Genomic DNA, 17,864 nt, shown 5'->3' on the forward strand with positions numbered 1-17,864 from the left:
TTAATTCTTCGCCTTCTTAGGTTGCGGATCCGCCTGCGGCGCGGCTTCAAAGACCAGAGCATTGCTCTTGTTATTAAGGGTACGCAGTACCGGCTGTAATTCACGCAGAACCTGATCCAGACGCTGCATATCATCAACCAGTTTGTTGTACGCCGGTGACCCCGGCTGGATACCCTGCATACTGCGGTTCAGTTCACGCAGCGTGGCCTGCATGTCTTTCGGCAGCGCTTTGAACTCTTTGCTGCTGAGTAACACATTCAGCTCAGACAGTGTTTTCTGTGCTTCCGCAATGGTTTTTTCGCTGGCACGCAGTGTTTCTGTCGCCTGTTTCATCATCGGTTCAATCGGCATACCGTTGATTTTATCCAGCGCCGCCAGTACTTTTTGCTGCAACTGTACCAGGCCGCCGCTGGTGGTCGGCAGAATGTCATAATCCGCAATTTTCATCGGTGCTTTCCACGCCGGCTGATCCGGGTAGAAATCGAGATCAACATACAGTGCGCCGGTCAGTAAGTTACCGGATTTCAGTGAGGCGCGCAGCCCCTGCTGTAATGCGGTTTCCAGTTCCTGTGCCAGTTTGAAATCTTTACCTACATCTTTCTCGAAACGCTCGGGCTCGATATGGATCAGCACCGGGATACGGAAATCCTGATCAAATGTCTGCCCCAGCCCTTTGGCGTAGAACGGAACCTGTGCCACCGTACCGAGACGAATACCGCGGAATTCCACCGGTGCCCCCGGAGACAGGCCGCGCACGGAGTCAGAGAAGAACAGCAGGTAACTTTTATACTGGGTATACAGTGAGTTTTGTGTGCTCTTCTGGTTATCAAACAGCTTAAACAGGGTCTTAGGATTGACTTCCTCACCCGGTTGCCAGCCGTCCGGCACATCAAAACTGACACCGCCGCTGAACAATGTGGAGAGTGAACCGACCTGCACACTCACGCCCTGCGAGGACATATCAAAGGCAATGCCGCTGTCCTTCCAGAAGCGGGCGTTGGTGGTCACCAGTTTGTCATAAGGTGCGTTGATAAAGAGCTCATACTGCATTTCCCGCTCATCAAGATTAAACTCGGCCGTTTCCACGGAACCGACACGGTAGCCACGGAACAGCACAGCATCCCCCGGATTCAGTTGTCCGGCCTGCTGACTGGTTAATATCACGCGGATCCCTTTGGCGTCCGGAGACGCCAGCGGCGGTGAATCAAGCAGTTCAAATTCATGGCGTTCGCCGCCGGTATTGGCAGGCTGCACCTGGATATACGCCCCGGAAAGCAGTGTGCCCAGCCCGGAGACCCCTTCACGGCCGACCGTCGGTTTCACCACCCAGAAAACGGTATCTTTGCGCAGAACGTCTTTCATCTCTGCGTTCAGGCGGGCCTTGATGATCACGCGGCTGTAACTCTGATCCAGCATGACGCTTTCGACCACGCCGACATCCACGCTGCGGCTTTTGATTTTGGTTTTACCGGCTTCGACCCCTTCCGCGTTATAGGTGATCAGGGTGATTTCCGGTCCCTGTCCGCGAAAGTGGCTGATAAGGATCCAGGCACCAATCAGTACCGTGACGATGGGAATTATCCAGACCGGTGACCAGCTTTTCAGTTTGCTGACCTTCGCTTCTGTCAAATCATCAGTTTTATCGTTCAACCTGAGGCTCCTTAGCACTCTCCGCCCGTTTTTTTTCAAGCCGATCCCACGTCAGACGCGGGTCGAACATTTCGGCGGCAATCATTGTCAGAATGACCACCATCGCAAATAAAATCACACCGATATCCGGATAGATGCTCATCAGACGCCCCATCCGCACCAGTGCCGCCAGTACGGCTATCACAAACACATCAATCATGGACCAGCGTCCGACAAACTCCACGATTTCATAAATAAAGTGCATCCGGCCGGGATCACGCCAGCCGTGACCTTTGGCATCCAGACACAACCAGCCGATGGCCAGCATTTTCAGGCTCGGCACCATTATACTGGCGATAAAAATCACCATCGCCACCGGATAAGAGCCATCCCCCCACAGCAAAATCACCCCGGCCATAATGGTCGAGCCGAAATCACTGCCGAGGGATTCGGTAACCATAATCGGCATCAGGTTTGCCGGGATATATAAAATCACGGAGGTAAACAGCAGTGCCATGGTCAGCTGTAAACTGTTCGGCCGCCGGGCATGACCCCGGCTGCTGCAGCGCGGACACTCATGCATATCTGCCGGCAGAATCGCCTGACAGGTACCGCACAGCCGCACTCCCTGACACAAACCGCCTTTTCCTGCCTCCAGCGCCACCGGCAGCGGAGGACGCGGTGCAATCCGTTGCCAGACCCAGTGTTTATCCAGGCACTGGAATGCCCGCACCTGCATCACACAGAACAGACAATAAGGCAGAAAACTCACGCCCAGCCCGATATCCCCGTATGCCATCAGTTTCACGAAACTGACCAGCACACCGGCGAGGAAAATCTCCGCCATACACCATGCACGCAGCCTGAACAGCAGCCGCGTGACCGGAATGGCCAGCGAAGGCGGCAGACGGATCCCGCTGCACAGTAAGGTAATGGCAAACAGGCAGAAGGCCGGTACCGCCAGTACAAATCCCATAAAGAACAGTGCCAGCCCGCCGTAGTTATCCCCGAACATCACAGACGGTATCTGATAAAGCGTGATTTCGCTTTCAATACCCGCCACTTTCATTGAGACAAACGGAAACATCCCGGCGAGCACAAACATCACCAGGCCGCTGAGTGCATACATCAGCGGCTGGCGGCGCGGTTCACGCCAGCGGGCGGCCAGGTGGGTGTGGCAGCGCGGACACTCAGCTTTGGTTCCCCGTTCCAGCTCAGGGATTTCCACCACCAGGTCGCACTGCGGACACAGCACCGTGACTGAATCATGTGAATGATGAGCACACACTGTTTCGTTATTTCTCCAAAATCACAGGCGGGATCAGTTCCCGCTCTGCATTGCTTCCAGCGTCTGCCAGCGCTCAAACGCCTCTTCCAGCGCATGCTCTTTCTCTGCCAGCAGCTTCAGCACTTTATCTGTTTCATCATGCGGCTGGTTAAAGAATTCAGGCGCACTGACCTGACTTTGCAGTTGCTGTATTTCCTCGTCGAGAGATTCCAGCAATGACGGCAGTTGTTCAAGTTCCCGCTGTAATTTATAACTTAATTTTGCAGATGTATTTGCTTTTTTAATGTTATCTTTACGTTTTTCTTCCGCCGCCTGCGGTTTTACTGCTTTTTCCGCCGGGGCTTTCAGCGACTGAACCTGTGCGCGCTGCTGTTGTGCATCAAAATAACCGCCGACATAACGCCCTATGGTACCGTTGCCTTCAAAAATCCAGCATTCGGTCACGCAATTATCAACAAACTGACGGTCATGGCTGACCAGCAGGACGGTGCCCTGATAGTTATCCACCAGCTCTTCCAGCAGTTCCAGTGTTTCGACATCAAGGTCGTTGGTCGGTTCATCGAGGATCAGCAGGTTGCTTGGTTTCAGGAACAATCTTGCCAGCAGCAGACGGTTACGCTCCCCGCCGGACAGGGCCCGCACCGGTGTTCTTGCCCGTTTCGGGTGGAACAGGAATTCCTGTAAATAGCCGAGCACATGGCGCGGTTTGCCGTTAACCAGCACTTCCTGTTTGCCTTCCGCCAGGTTATCCATCACGGTTTTATCCGGATCCAGCGCTGCACGGTGCTGATCGAAATACGCCACTTCCAGCTTGGTGCCGATATGCACACTGCCGTCGTCCGGCTGCAAATCACCGAGCATCAGTTTCAGCAGCGTGGTTTTACCGCAGCCGTTCGGGCCGACGAGGGCAATTTTGTCCCCCCGGTTTACCTGAGCACTGAAATGGCTGACCAGATCCTTACCATCAATACCATAGCTGATGTCATCGATTTCAAAGACGATTTTGCCCGAGCGGGTCGCCTCTTCCACCTGCATCTTCGCTTTGCCCATCACCTCACGGCGTTCCGCGCGTTCGCTGCGCAGAGCCTTCAGGGCACGGACGCGCCCTTCATTACGGGTGCGGCGGGCTTTGATGCCCTGACGGATCCACACTTCTTCCTGTGCCAGCTTGCGGTCAAATTCCGCATTCTGCATCTCTTCGACACGCAGTGCCTCTTCCTTGGCCACCAGATAATCATCATAACTGCCCGGCCAGGAGGCTAATTTACCGCGATCCAGATCGATAATCCGTGTCGCCATATTGCGGATAAATGAACGGTCATGGGAAATAAAGACAATGCTGCCGCTGAAGTTTTTCAGGAAGCCTTCCAGCCACTGGATGGTTTCGATATCCAGGTGGTTGGTCGGTTCGTCCAGGAACAGCACTTTCGGCCCGCTGACCAGTGCACGGCCGAGTGCCGCTTTACGCAGCCAGCCGCCGGACAGTGCGGATAATTTTTCATCCGCCGGTAATTCCAGGTGCGCGATCACATCCGCAATCCGGCTGTCGAGCAGCCATAAGTTCTGCGTGTCTAAAATTTCCTGCAGTTCCGCCATTTTTGACAGATTTTTATCACTCGGGTCACTTTCCACTAATTTTGAGATCTGATGGAATGCCTTGATATGCTGCGCCTGCTCTGCCACCCCTTCGGCGACAAAGTCAAACACGGTGCCTTCCACATCACGCGGCGGATCCTGCTGCAGACGGGCAACAATCAGATCCTGTTCATAGATAACCGTACCGTCATCCAGCGGCTGCTCTTTGGTCAGCACACGCATCAGGGTGGATTTCCCCGCTCCGTTGCGTCCGACCAGACAGACACGCTCATTTTCTTCGATATGCATCTCCGCATTTTCCAGCAGCGGAGCATCACTGAATGCGAGCCAGGCGCCCGCCATATTAATCAACGACATAATTTCTGTTATTCCTCGCCTGCGTGGCGGATAAGCCAGCAGTTATGGATCTGACGGTTACGGGCAAAATCCTGTGACTGTGTTTTGGCGGTGATCTCCTGAGCAACCAGCCCCAGAGCATCCATACCGTCCTGATCTAATTTAAAACCGCGTTTGTTGTTGGAGAACATCAGGGTACCGCCGCGGCGCAGCATGCGTTTCAGATGTTTCATCAGGTCGATGTGATCACGCTGGACATCAAAGGTGTCCTCCATCCGTTTGGAGTTGGAGAACGTCGGCGGATCGATAAAGATCAGATCAAACTGTTCCGGCGTCTGTGCCAGCCAGCTCAGACAATCCGCCTGAATTAAACGATGCTGTCTGCCGCTCAGGCCGTTGCTCTGCAGGTTGCGTTCCGCCCACTCCAGATACGTGCGTGACATATCCACAGACGTGGTGCTGCGCGCCCCGCCGAGACCGGCGTGAACCGTTGCCGAGCCGGTGTAGGCAAACAGATTGAGGAAGTCTTTGCCTTTGCTCATCTGTCCCAGCATTTTGCGGGCAATACGGTGATCAAGGAACAGACCGGTGTCCAGGTAATCAGTCAGATTAACCCATAACTGCGCGTTATACTCTTTCACCAGGAAGCTGTTCTGTTTCTCCGCCAGTTTTTCATACTGCTGTTTGCCCTTCTGGCGCTGACGGGTTTTCAGGATCAGCTTGTGCGCCGGTAACTCCAGCACGGCCAGTGTTGCGCTGATCACATCAAACAGGCGCTGACGCGCTTTGTTCGGATCCACGGTTTTCGGCGGCGCATATTCCTGCACCACCACATAATCCGCATAGCGGTCAACCGCAACATTATACTCAGGCAGATCCGCATCATAAAGGCGATAACATTCAACACCTTCCTGCTTCGCCCATTTTGCTAATTTCTTTTCGTTCTTGCGCAGACGGTTGGCGAAATCCGCCCCGATATCCTGCGCCGTTGCCGGTGGTGTGTCACTTAACTGATAGTTTTTCTGCACACAGTCCAGCGGACCGTTTTTTGCCTTGAATTCACGCTCCGCACGCAGCTGCAGGCTGCTGAGCAGTTCCGGGGAAGCACTGAATAATGACAGACGCCAGCCCGGGAAACGGGTTTTCACCACACGGCCGAACACACTGTGCAGGGCAATCAGCGCCGGTTCGCTTTCCAGACGCTCGCCGTACGGCGGGTTGGAAATAATGGTGCCTTTCGGGCCGTCCGGCAGCGGATTTTCCAGTTTGGTGGCATCTTTCTGCTGGAAAGTGATCAGTTTATCCACCCCGGCGCGGCGGGCGTTGGCACGGGCCATATCCAGCACACGTTTATCGGTATCAGAACCGAAGAAGCGCGCGGTTGCGCTGACCAGACCGGCATTAGCGCGTTCGCGCGCTTCTGCACGGACAGATTCCCAGACCGCTTTATCATGGCCGCCCCAGGCTTCAAAACCCCAGTGGTGGCGGTTCAGGCCCGGTGCACAATCAGAGGCAATCATTGCCGCTTCAATCAGCAGGGTGCCGGAGCCGCACATCGGATCCACCATCGGGGTCTCTTTCTGCCAGCCGGAACGCAGAATAATCGCCGCCGCCAGGTTCTCCTTCAGCGGCGCCTGACCGGCCAGTTCACGGTAGCCGCGGATATGCAGGGAATCCCCGCTCAGGTCGATCGCCAGCGAGGCTTTTTCTTTATTGAGATAGACATTGATGCGGATATCCGGCTGCTGTTTCGCCACATCCGGGCGCGTGCCGGTTTTGCGGGTAAAGCTGTCGACGATAGCATCTTTGACTTTCAGTGCGCCGTACTGGCTGTTACGGATCTCATCGTTAGTCCCGTTGAAATGCACGGCAAATGTCTTGTCAGCGGAGAATACCGACGGCCAGTCAACGGACTGTACCGCGAGATAAAGATCCATATCGCTATAGACATTAAACTCATTCAGCGGTAATAAAATACGGGATGCCAGACGACTCCACATCAGACACGTGTACATCGTACGCGGCTGCGCCCGGAAGTGAACGCCACCCTGCGTAATACTGAGATCCTCAGCGCCCAGTGTCGCTAATTCATTTTTTAAGAGTTCTTCGAGCCCGCGGGCGGTGCTGGCAAAATACGCGTTCATCATGGTTTACCGTTGAAATAAAAAATTGGAGCGCATTATAGCGGATCCGGGCGGTAAATCATAAAATTGACGTTCACCTTTTTCCGGATAAACCGGGATGCCATTGTGGTATTACTGATAATAACGAAAAGAACGGATAACAATGACGACAACACCCATCACACTCTCCCGTTTATACACCTTTCCTGTGAAGTCAATGAAGGGCATCCGCCAGTCGCAGAGCCATGCAGGGGAAACCGGGCTGAGCTTTGACCGTAATTTTATGATAACGGATGAAACCGGAAAATTTATCACCGCCCGCCGTTATCCGCAGATGGTGCTGTTTACCCCGGTGCTGCTGAGTAACGGAATTTACCTGCGCAGCCCGGAAGGCAGCGGTGCCACGATACTGTTTGAGGATTTCCGCCCTGACCACCTGCCGTGCGAAGTCTGGGGAAACCATTTCACCTCACTGCTTGCGCCGGAAAAAATCAATCAGTGGCTGTGTCAGTTCTTTGATATCCCGGTACAGCTGCGCTGGCTCAGCCCGCAATCCACCCGCAGAGTAAAAAAATTCCCGGACACTGCGGTGTCGTTTGCCGACGGTTATCCCTATCTGGTGGTCAATGAAGCCTCTTTCCGTGAGGTGCAGCGCCGCTGCGGTGCCGGTATTAAAATTGAACAGTTCCGCGGCAATATTATTGTCACCGGTGCAGAGCCGTTTGCGGAAGACCGCTGGAAAACCATTCAGGTCGGTGATGTTGTGTTTGATCTGAAAAAACCGTGCAGCCGTTGTATTCTCACGACTGTCAGTACCGATAAAGGGATTAAACACCCGGAAATGGAGCCGTTCCACACCCTGCAAACCTTCCGGAAAGCCGCAGATAATGATGATGTGGATTTCGGCATGAATGCCATTGCCCGCAACAGCGGTGTGATTCAGGTCGGTGATGCCGTCACCGTACTGGAAACCCGCGAGCCGCGTCAGTATCAGGAACAGGAAGTGGAAAAGGTGCAGGCCGCGCCCGCACAACCGGAAGCAGCACTGGAACTGACATTCAACGGTAAACTCTACCCGGTGAATAATCAGCACGTCTTACTGGAGCAGCTGGAAGGCCATCAGGTCAATATTCCGTATTCCTGCCGTGCCGGTGTCTGCGGTTGCTGTAAAGTCACGCTGGTCTCCGGCGAAGTGACTCCGCTGAAAGCCGGGGCGATAAAAGAGAACGGCGATATTCTGGCATGCAGTTGTATTCCGAAAACCAATATTACTATTCGTCACGCATAACCGGCCGTCACGGATGACCAGTAAAAAAATACCCCCGGCAGATAAACTACCGGGGGTATTTCCGGCTGAATTGATCACTTATTAATAATAAGGATCCGCCGGGGGTTATATAACGTTATCTGATCCTGATTATGATCGTTTACCGGACAGCTTCAGACAGCCCTGCCCATTAATAAACTCCGTGTTACCGGGGTTCTTGGTAATAAACGATCATTCATGATCTTTATCGGATCACAAAAACACATACTCCGATCATGTAATTCAAGTACCGGATCAACCAGCAGACATAAACTGGCACTGTCCCCTGCTTCCGCCACAATAAAGTTGCTGCGCTGACGATTGTTATCCGCCACCACTTCAACCAGCTGCCCCTGCTCCGGTTTTGTCATTGCGCAGAACAATGAGAAATACCAGCTCTTCGGCATTTGCGGCTTTAAAAAACGCGATGCAATTAACGCATTCAGTGTTAATTCAGCACACTGCTGTGCCGGAATATCTAATTTCTTAATCTGTTCTTCAAAGATAAAAAATAATGCGGCATCATCAACAGAAAACGGACTGTGACACCGTGCGTACGGCGCCAGCAGGCGTGGTGCAAAATGGGAGCGGAATACCATTCCGTTGGCAAGATCCAGCATAATACGCTCATGCGTATCATCGTAATACCACTGCCATTGATCGTCAGGTTTTATTTTCATCTGATCACATTCCCGGCTAATACCTGATTAGCGATTTATATTTTCACTACACATTAAATAAAATAATTAAAAGTGATTGTTTGATTTAACGTGTATTGCCTGTCAGTGACAATTTTTCAGGCAACATCTGAAAATATAAAAGAAACAGGGGGAAAAATAAACCCCCTGACAGGAATAATAGTGAAAATTACAGGCAATTTACAATATTTTTAATTAATTTGGGCCCGTGGTAGATAAATCCTGAATAGATTTGGATCAGAGATGCACCCGCTTCCATTTTTTCCCGGGCGGCAACCAGGGAATCTATTCCGCCGACACCGATGATTGGTAATTTCCCGTTCAGCTCTTTCGATAATAAACGGATAATTTCGGTGCTCTTACTCTGCACCGGGCGGCCACTTAATCCGCCGGTTTCATTACAGTGATTTAATCCCTGCACTAATGAGCGGTCTAATGTGGTATTGGTGGCAATCACACCGTCAATATTATGGCGCACCAGGCTGTCAGCGACCTGAATTAATTCTTCCGCTGTTAAATCCGGGGCAATTTTTACGGCAACAGGCACATATTTCCCGTGCTTCTGATGCAGTTCCTGCTGCTTTATTTTTATTGCTGACAACAGGTCATCCAGCATATCGCCGTATTGCAGTGTCCGTAATCCCGGAGTATTCGGTGAGGAGATGTTAACAGCGATATACCCAGCGTGGGTATACACTTTATCCATACAAATCAGATAGTCATCCTTTCCCTGTTCGACCGGTGTATCTTTATTTTTGCCGATATTAATTCCCAGAATACCGCCGAAACGGGCCTGTTTAATATTCTCAACCAGGTTATCCACCCCGAGGTTATTAAAACCCATCCGGTTAATTAACCCTTCTGCTTCGACAATACGGAACAGACGCGGCTTATCATTTCCCGGCTGTGGTTTCGGTGTGACCGTACCGACCTCAACAAAACCAAAACCCATTGCATCAAATGCCTCAATACATTCACCGTCTTTATCAAGACCGGCGGCTAATCCGAGCGGGTTTTTAAAAGAGAGTCCCATGCACTGAACGGGTTTGGTGGCGACATGCTGCTGAATAAGAAAACGGAAAGGAGAGCGGGAAAGACGTTTAAGCTGGTGAAAGGTGAATTCGTGGGCACGTTCCGGATCAAGGCGGAACAGGGCCTTCCTGACTAGCGGATAATACATCTTAAATACCTTTTGCTATAGATATGTGTTTTCGGCACAACACGCCGTACCGGGCAATTTCTCTGTAACAAAATAGGTCGTGAATCATAGCTGAAACAGCGGGAGCCTATCTCAGGCGGCTATAATAGGTGAAATGCGTCCGTTCTGCACGGCTTTTTTACGCAGTAAATGACGCACAAAGAATGTGCGTCATTTATTATCAGATCACCAGCGACCGGATGCCCCGCCGCCACCGCTGCGTCCTCCGCCTCCGGATGAGGATCGGCTGCTGCTCCGGCTGCCCCCGCTGTAACCACCGCCGCTGCTTCCCCCGCCACGGCCGCCGCGCCCTGAACCACTGCCGCCTCCGCCGCCGACAGTAACAAAACCGAAATAGTGCCCGATCCCGACAAACATGCCGAATCCCACTCCCGCCACCACACCGGCGGCCAGACTCCCCTCTGAAAACAGTAATCCGAAAATAAAAGCAAATCCGCCGAACAGAAAACCAACACAGATTGAAACCCGCAGCTTCTGAGGCCGGACAATTTTCGTCAATATCCAGTACAATCCGCCGAGCGTAAGCAGGAATAAGAAGAAGGCCGCGATAAACATGGTGAATGTCAGTACTATCACCAGCCAGAACGGCAGAATCTGCAGGAACAGGAACTGACTCCAGCGCGGTAATTCTGTGTAGAGAAAATCTTCCCCGAAATGAATACCGTTTCCGGCCGGATTATTAAAGCCGCCGGCGTACCAGGTCAGATAAAGAATAATGGCGATCGGAATTGCCGCTTTCAGTTTAAAGCGTTTCACCATGCCATACAGGAAAGCGCCCCACAGATATGCACTCGCGGCCAGTACCGCCCCAAGCACAATATCAATCCAGCCGACGGGCCCTGCCTGTTTGGCAATAAAGAATGCCGGGGTGGTAACCGGTGGCAGTGGTTCATTGCGGACTCTGGCAATCAGCGCATCGACGGTATCATTAATACCACCGGCATAATTTCCTATTTTAAAATTCGGAATGAAATAATCCTTGAGAATACGGTTTGCCACCGCATCACTCACCGCCCCTTCCAGCCCGTATCCGACCTCAATCCGCATCGCGCGATCATCTGACGCCACCAGCAATAAAATGCCGTCATCAATATTGATACGACCAAGGCGCCACTGGTTAAAGACTTTTTCCGCATAACTTTCAATATCACGCGAGCCGGTAGTGTTCACCGTCAGTACCGCAATCTGCGTACCGGTCCGCTCGCGCAGTGCATTCAGTTTCTGCTCAATACTGCTGCGCTCACCGGCGGTCAGCAATCCGGCGGTATCGGTGACCGATCCCTGCATACGGGGAAATGTCTCCGTCTGAGCAAATGCCGTCACAGCAAAAAGCAGCAAAAACAGGGAGAACATCCCCTGTAACCAGCGACTGCACCGGTTTATTTCATTTCTCATCACGAAATCCTTTCTTTATATATACAGGTCGTCATTGGCCTGAGTTTACCGTATCCGGTTAAAAATAACGCCCTGTTACTGTGACAATGTATTGCAGTGCAAAAAAAAACACCTCCGGGGAGGTGTTTTGTCTGTAACAATGCCGGTGCAATCATCCGGATGGCGGGCAGAGAAATAAAAAGCATGCGCGTCATGGATGACGCGCCTGAGCGTATAGGGACATATTTACAGCGTCTTTTTATTTTGCCCGTTATCCGGATCTTCCCCGGGGTAACAGATTTCCCCGGAGAAGTTTCAACGATCAGTTCTCATCCAGTGCTTTGGTGATTTTCTCATACAAATCACCGGAGAGATTTTCCAGCCCTTTCAGGCGCAGCAATGCATCACGCATTTTACTCTGACGACTGTCGTCATACCGTTTCAGGCGGATCAGCGGCTCAATCAGACGTGACGCGACCTGTGGGTTACGGCTGTTCAGATCACAGAGGATCTCCGTCAGGAACTCATAGCCTTTACCGGATTTATCATGGAACGCTTTCGGGTTATTCATCACAAACGCACCGACCAGCGAGCGCACCCGGTTCGGGTTTGCCATAGTGAAGGAACGGTGAGTGAGCAGTGATTTCACATTGTCCAGTACATCCGCATCCGGACGTGTGGCCTGAAGAATAAACCACTTGTCCATCACCAGACCATCCTGATGCCATTTGTTGTCGTAATCCGCCAGCAGTTTATCGCGGCACGGCAGTGCAGCTTTCACCGCCGCGGTCAGAGCCGCCAGGGAATCAGTCATATTGTCGGCCTGCGCATACTGTTGTGACACGCGCTTGTCCGCCTGCTCTTTGTCCTCATCCAGTGCCAGATAGCCCAGACAGACATTGCGCAGATCGCGTTTTGCAATATCCGCATGATCGATTTGGTATGCCCCGGTTTTCATGCTGATATACACGGCATACAGCTCATCGGCCAGTTCACGGGCAAATGTGCCGGCGATAAAAGTCATCACCGCATTGATTGCATCCGGATCCACCACCGGGAACCATTCCGCAACCTCGGTTTCTGACGGCAGGGTCAGAATCTGAGCCGCCAGTGCCGGGTCGATCTGCTCATCAAGCAGCACAGCACGGAAAGCATCGGTTATCCCTTCCGGTAATTGTAAGTTTTCACCGGCCTGATAACGGCGGATGTTTTCCTTTATATGTAATGCCAGCAGAGACTGTGCGGCATCCCAGCGGGCAAATTCATTACGGGCGTGCTGCATCAGAAATGCCAGCTGTGCATCGGTGTACGGATAATCCACTTTCACCGGTGCAGAGAATTCGCGGAACAGTGACGGTACCGGCTTTTCACTGACATCATCAAAGGTGAAGGTCTGTTCATCACGGGTAATATTCAGTACTGAATGAACCGGCTCCCCTTCATGACGCAGCGCAAGCACGTCGCCGTTACTGCCGTACAGTTCAATATCAAACGGAATATGCAGCGGCTGTTTGTCCTGCTGATCCGGTGTTGGCGGGGTCATCTGGGTCACATGCAGCTGATACTGTTTTTTATCCGCATCATAGCTGTCACGCACGGTCACCAGCGGCGTACCGGACTGACTGTACCAGCGGCGGAACAGTGTCAGATCGACATTTGACGCGTCTTCCATCGCCTGCACAAAATCATCACAGGTCGCGGCGCTGCCGTCATGGCGGTGAACATAAAGCTGCATCCCCGCCTGGAACTGCTCTTCGCCGAGCAGCGTGTGGATCATGCGGATCACTTCAGAGCCCTTCTCATACACTGTCAGCGTATAGAAGTTATTCATTTCAATGACTTTATCCGGGCGGATCGGGTGCGCCATCGGACCGGCGTCCTCGGCAAACTGAGCGGCACGCATCACGCGGACATTATTGATACGGTTTACCGGACGGGAGCCGAGGTCAGAGCTGAATTCCTGGTCACGGAAAACGGTCAGCCCTTCTTTCAGGCTGAGCTGGAACCAGTCACGGCAGGTGATGCGGTTACCGGTCCAGTTATGGAAATATTCATGACCGATAACAGATTCAATCCCGAGATAATCTTTATCTGTCGCGGTTTCATTCTTCGCCAGCACATATTTTGAGTTAAAGACATTCAGTCCTTTGTTCTCCATCGCGCCCATATTGAAGAAATCAACGGCCACAATCATATAGATGTCGAGGTCATACTCGAAACCAAAGCGCTCCTCATCCCATTTCATGGCATTTTTCAGGGAGGTCATCGCCCAGCCGGCGCGGTCGAGGTTGCCTTTGTCGACAAACAGCTCCAGTGCCACATCACGGCCGCTGCGGGTGGTAAATGTATCGCGCAGCACATCAAAATCACCGGCCACCAGAGCAAACAGATAGCTTGGTTTCGGGAACGGATCTTCCCATTTTACCCAGTGTTTATCCCCGGATTCCCCGGCATCAATCCGGTTACCGTTGGATAACAGATACGGATAACGGCCTTTGTCCGCCGTGATCCGGGTGGTGTAACGCGCCAGCACATCCGGGCGGTCAGGATAATATGTGATATGACGGAAACCTTCCGCCTCACACTGTGTGCAGAGTGCATCACCGGACACATACAGCCCCTCAAGTGCAGTATTTTCCGCCGGGCTGATTTCATTAATAATTTGCAGGGTGAATTGTTCAGGCACATTCTGAATGTGCAGCGAACCGGGTTCTTCGCGGTAATCTGACCAGACTTTGCCGTCAATGGTCAGCTGCTTCAGGGTCAGCCCCTCACCGGCAAGTACCAGCTCAGAGGCATTGTCATTCAGGCGCTTCACCTGACTGACGGCAGTCACCACTGTCGTCTGCGGGTCGAGCGCAAAATCGAGATCAATATGGGTAATGGTATAGTCAGGAGCCTGATAGTCCTGACGATACTTCGCCTGCCGCTGTTGTGTCATGGTTTTCTCTTCACTGTTTTATTAAATGATTACAATTACGCTGTACTTAGGCTCTCATAATTCAGGCGCCGTGGTAAACGAAATTTTAGCAGTTTGTGATACGCCCTGATTTCCTGACGGTGCGGTACATCATCAAATATGAATAAAATGTTAACAAATAATGTGATTGCGCGCTGAACATCACGCACAGGGAAAATAACGTGTTACTATACGCAGATAATAGTAAGCTATAACCTGTTTAGGTTGATTGCTCCGTGAGGATGCTGAAAGCGCCATGAATTCAGAAGCAACCCCGATTATCACATCACTGCTGGATACCGATGCGTATAAGCTGCATATGCAGCAGGCAGTGTTCCATCATTACCGCTCAATTCCTGTGGTCGCGGAATTCCGCTGCCGGAGCAGCAAACGGCTGGGGCAGTACGCAGATGAACTGCGCCGCCGGGTGGCAATGATGGCAGAGCTGTCAGTCAGTGATGACGAGTACAACTACCTGGCCCGCCTGCCGTTCTTTTCGGCAGACTACCTCGCCTGGTTCCGCCGGTTCCGTTTTGATCCGTCACAGGTGAATATCCGCTGTGACAGCAACGGTCAGCTGGCTGTCCGTATCAGCGGCCCGTGGGTGGAGGTTATCCTGTGGGAAGTGCCGCTGCTGGCGCTGATCAGTGAACTCGTTCACCATCATGAATCACCGCAGGTCACGCCGGAAGATGCCGTTATCCGTCTGCGTGAGCTGGTGGCGCACTTTTATCAGGATGCAGAGCAGGCAGGGATCGACCTCAGCCGCTTTAAACTGATGGATTTCGGTACCCGCCGCCGTTTCTCTTTTGATGTTCAGAAAGCCATTGTCACTGAACTGAAACAGCATTTCCCGTATCTGGTCGGTACCAGCAATTACCTGCTGGCGGAAAAACTCGATCTGGAGCCGGTCGGCACCCAGGCGCATGAATGGTTCCAGGCACATCAGCAGATCAGCGCGGAACTGGCCAACAGCCAGCGCGCAGCCCTCCAGACCTGGCTTGACGAATATCCGGATCAGCTCGGTGTCGCCTTAACAGACTGCATCACAATGGATGCTTTCCTGCGCGATTTCGATGCCCCGTTTGCCCGCGCCTATCAGGGTCTGCGCCACGATTCCGGGGATCCGGTGGAATGGGGTGAAAAAGCCATTGCTCATTATGAAAAGCTGGGTATCGACCCGATGAGCAAAACGCTGGTCTTTTCAGATAACCTGGATTTCCGCAAAGCCCTCGCGCTTTATGCCCATTTCTGTGACCGGATAAACCTGGTGTTCGGTATCGGCACCCGCCTGACCTGCAATATCCCGGATGTCGAGCCGCTCAATATTGTTATCAAGCTGGTGGAATGCAACGGTAAACCGGTTGCCAAACTCTCTGACAGCCCCGGCAAAACCATCTGCGAAGATGATGAATTTGTCGATAAACTGCGCCGTGCATTTGATATTCCCCACGTTCAGCGCGCCTGCTGATCCCTCCTTTTATATACCTGCTCCCGGAGAACAGAAAAAGACGGTTGTTTTTTCTGTTTTTCGGGCTGTTATCCCTTAATTTCTGCTTGTTTCCTGAGAGTGAGCAAGTAACATAGTGAGATTGCCCGTTTGACGGCAACTGATGACTATTCTGTTACTCACATCTCAGAGGATGGCGGGTAACGCGTGTAACAGACCTATATAAGAAGAGAGAGTTTCAACTATGAGCATAGCGCCTGTGGTCGATGTACTGCAAGGCCGTGTACCTGTTGACAGCGAAGTCACGGTACAGGGTTGGGTCCGTACAAGGAGAGATTCAAAAGCCGGGATCTCATTCCTCGCCGTCTACGACGGTTCCTGCTTTAATCCGGTACAGGCCGTCATCGAAAATAATTTACCTAATTATAATGATGAAGTGCTTCATTTAACGGCGGGCTGTTCTGTCGAAGTTACCGGGAAAGTGGTTGCTTCCCCGGGTCAGGGACAAAGCTTTGAAATCCATGCCTCACAGGTTCGTGTGGTCGGTATGGTTGATGATCCGGATACCTACCCGATGGCGGCAAAACGCCACTCTGTCGAGTATCTGCGTGAAGTGGCGCACCTGCGTCCGCGCACTAACCTGATTGGCGCGGTTGCCCGTGTCCGTCATACCTTATCTCAGGCATTACACCGTTTCTTCGACGAGCAGGGTTTCTTCTGGGTATCCACCCCGCTGATCACCACCTCCGATACCGAAGGTGCCGGTGAAATGTTCCGCGTCTCCACTCTGGATTTCCACAACCTGCCGCGTAACGACAAAGGCGAAGTGGATTTCAGCGAAGACTTTTTCGGCCGGGAAGCCTTCCTGACTGTATCCGGTCAGCTGAACGGTGAAGCTTATGCCTCTGCGCTGAGCAAAATCTACACCTTCGGCCCGACATTCCGTGCGGAAAACTCCAACACCAGCCGCCACCTGGCAGAATTCTGGATGGTTGAGCCGGAAGTGGCGTTTGCCAATCTGAATGATATCGCCGGTCTGGCCGAAGCCATGCTGAAATATGTCTTCAAAGCCGTTCTGGAAGAGCGCCGCGACGACCTCGAATTCTTTGCTGAGCGTATTAATAAAGAAGCAATCGAACGTCTGGAACGTTTTGTCACTTCCGATTTCGCACAGGTTGATTACACCGATGCGATCAAAATCCTGGAAAACTGCGGCAAAACCTTTGAAAACGACGTGTACTGGGGCGTGGATATGTCCTCTGAGCACGAACGTTACCTGGCGGAAGAGCACTTCAAAGCGCCTGTGGTCGTTAAAAACTACCCGAAAGCTATCAAAGCCTTCTATATGCGTGAAAACGAAGACGGCAAAACCGTGGCAGCGATGGACGTGCTGGCACCGGGAATCGGTGAAATTATCGGGGGTTCCCAGCGTGAAGAGCGTCTGGACAGACTCGATGCCCGCTTTGATGAACTGGGTATGAATAAAGAAGATTACTGGTGGTACCGTGATCTGCGCCGCTACGGCACAGTGCCGCACGCCGGTTTCGGTCTGGGCTTCGAGCGTTTGGTATCATATGTGACGGGTGTCTCAAATATCCGTGAAACCATCCCGTTCCCGCGCACCCCGCGCAGCGCCACATTCTGATTTTCATCAAAAATATTGAATGTAAAAAGCCGGCCTTCAGGTCGGCTTTTTTTATGTCTGATGATCTGACTGTTCAAAAAGTTCCCGATTATTTACATTTTGAAATACTTTTTTGCCATTTGTTACAGATTCTTCGTTTTTGTAGCACTTTCAGGGTAGATAAAATATTTTACCAATGGAACACTGGTCGCCGACACAGACGACACTAAACTCTCATAAATAGTTCCAAATTTTTTTCAGA

The 17,864-nt window shown here is 52.1% G+C and carries 11 protein-coding genes; 3 read left to right on the forward strand and 8 right to left on the reverse strand.

What is annotated here, in order from left to right; all coding sequences use genetic code 11:
- From pqiB to rlmKL, 4 genes are read right to left on the reverse strand one after another with little or no spacing between them, the layout of a single operon-like run.
- Positions 1–1,650, reverse strand: coding sequence for an intermembrane transport protein PqiB (pqiB, locus tag ACSBQN_RS10230; protein WP_024474032.1), 1,650 nt, complete (start codon positions 1,648–1,650; stop codon positions 1–3).
- Positions 1,640–2,917 carry a membrane integrity-associated transporter subunit PqiA gene (gene pqiA / locus ACSBQN_RS10235; RefSeq protein WP_124537707.1) on the reverse strand — a complete coding sequence of 426 codons (1,278 nt, stop codon included), beginning with the start codon at positions 2,915–2,917 and terminating at the stop codon, positions 1,640–1,642. The genes pqiB and pqiA overlap by 11 nt, the downstream gene beginning before the upstream one ends.
- A 33-nt stretch (positions 2,918–2,950) precedes the next feature.
- Positions 2,951–4,870 carry an ABC transporter ATP-binding protein gene (locus tag ACSBQN_RS10240; RefSeq protein ID WP_024474034.1) on the reverse strand — a complete coding sequence of 640 codons (1,920 nt, stop codon included), beginning with the start codon at positions 4,868–4,870 and terminating at the stop codon, positions 2,951–2,953.
- Between the two features lie 8 nt (positions 4,871–4,878).
- Positions 4,879–6,993, reverse strand: a complete 2,115-nt coding sequence (rlmKL, locus tag ACSBQN_RS10245) for a bifunctional 23S rRNA (guanine(2069)-N(7))-methyltransferase RlmK/23S rRNA (guanine(2445)-N(2))-methyltransferase RlmL (RefSeq protein ID WP_024474035.1) — start codon at positions 6,991–6,993, stop codon at positions 4,879–4,881.
- Positions 6,994–7,189: 196 nt separating this feature from the next.
- On the opposite strand from rlmKL, the gene ACSBQN_RS10250 reads away from it, so the two are divergent.
- Positions 7,190–8,260, forward strand: a complete 1,071-nt coding sequence (locus tag ACSBQN_RS10250) for an MOSC domain-containing protein (RefSeq protein ID WP_405083826.1) — start codon at positions 7,190–7,192, stop codon at positions 8,258–8,260.
- Between the two features lie 152 nt (positions 8,261–8,412).
- Here ACSBQN_RS10250 and ACSBQN_RS10255 read toward each other — a convergent pair whose 3' ends face one another.
- The 4 genes from ACSBQN_RS10255 to pepN form a co-directional block, all read right to left on the reverse strand.
- Positions 8,413–8,958 carry a cell division protein ZapC gene (locus ACSBQN_RS10255; protein ID WP_004235855.1) on the reverse strand — a complete coding sequence of 182 codons (546 nt, stop codon included), beginning with the start codon at positions 8,956–8,958 and terminating at the stop codon, positions 8,413–8,415.
- 187 nt (positions 8,959–9,145) lie between these two features.
- On the reverse strand, positions 9,146–10,156 hold the full coding sequence (pyrD, locus tag ACSBQN_RS10260) for a quinone-dependent dihydroorotate dehydrogenase (protein WP_004235854.1): 1,011 nt from the start codon (positions 10,154–10,156) through the stop codon (positions 9,146–9,148).
- Positions 10,157–10,360: 204 nt separating this feature from the next.
- Positions 10,361–11,590, reverse strand: a complete 1,230-nt coding sequence (locus tag ACSBQN_RS10265) for a TPM domain-containing protein (protein WP_024474038.1) — start codon at positions 11,588–11,590, stop codon at positions 10,361–10,363.
- Between the two features lie 301 nt (positions 11,591–11,891).
- Positions 11,892–14,510: an aminopeptidase N gene (gene pepN, locus ACSBQN_RS10270; RefSeq protein WP_354632857.1), complete on the reverse strand. Its 2,619-nt coding sequence runs from the start codon at positions 14,508–14,510 to the stop codon at positions 11,892–11,894.
- 274 nt (positions 14,511–14,784) lie between these two features.
- Between pepN and pncB the strand changes: the two genes are divergently transcribed.
- Entirely contained in the window at positions 14,785–15,999 is a 1,215-nt protein-coding gene (gene pncB, locus ACSBQN_RS10275) for a nicotinate phosphoribosyltransferase (RefSeq protein ID WP_024474040.1), read from the forward strand.
- 223 nt (positions 16,000–16,222) lie between these two features.
- A complete protein-coding gene (gene asnS, locus ACSBQN_RS10280) occupies positions 16,223–17,623 on the forward strand; it encodes an asparagine--tRNA ligase (RefSeq protein WP_004235849.1) in 1,401 nt (466 codons plus the stop codon).
- Positions 17,624–17,864 lie beyond the last annotated feature (241 nt).

The organism is Morganella sp. B601, assembly GCF_051172335.1.
GTDB classification, from domain to species: domain Bacteria; phylum Pseudomonadota; class Gammaproteobacteria; order Enterobacterales; family Enterobacteriaceae; genus Morganella; species Morganella morganii.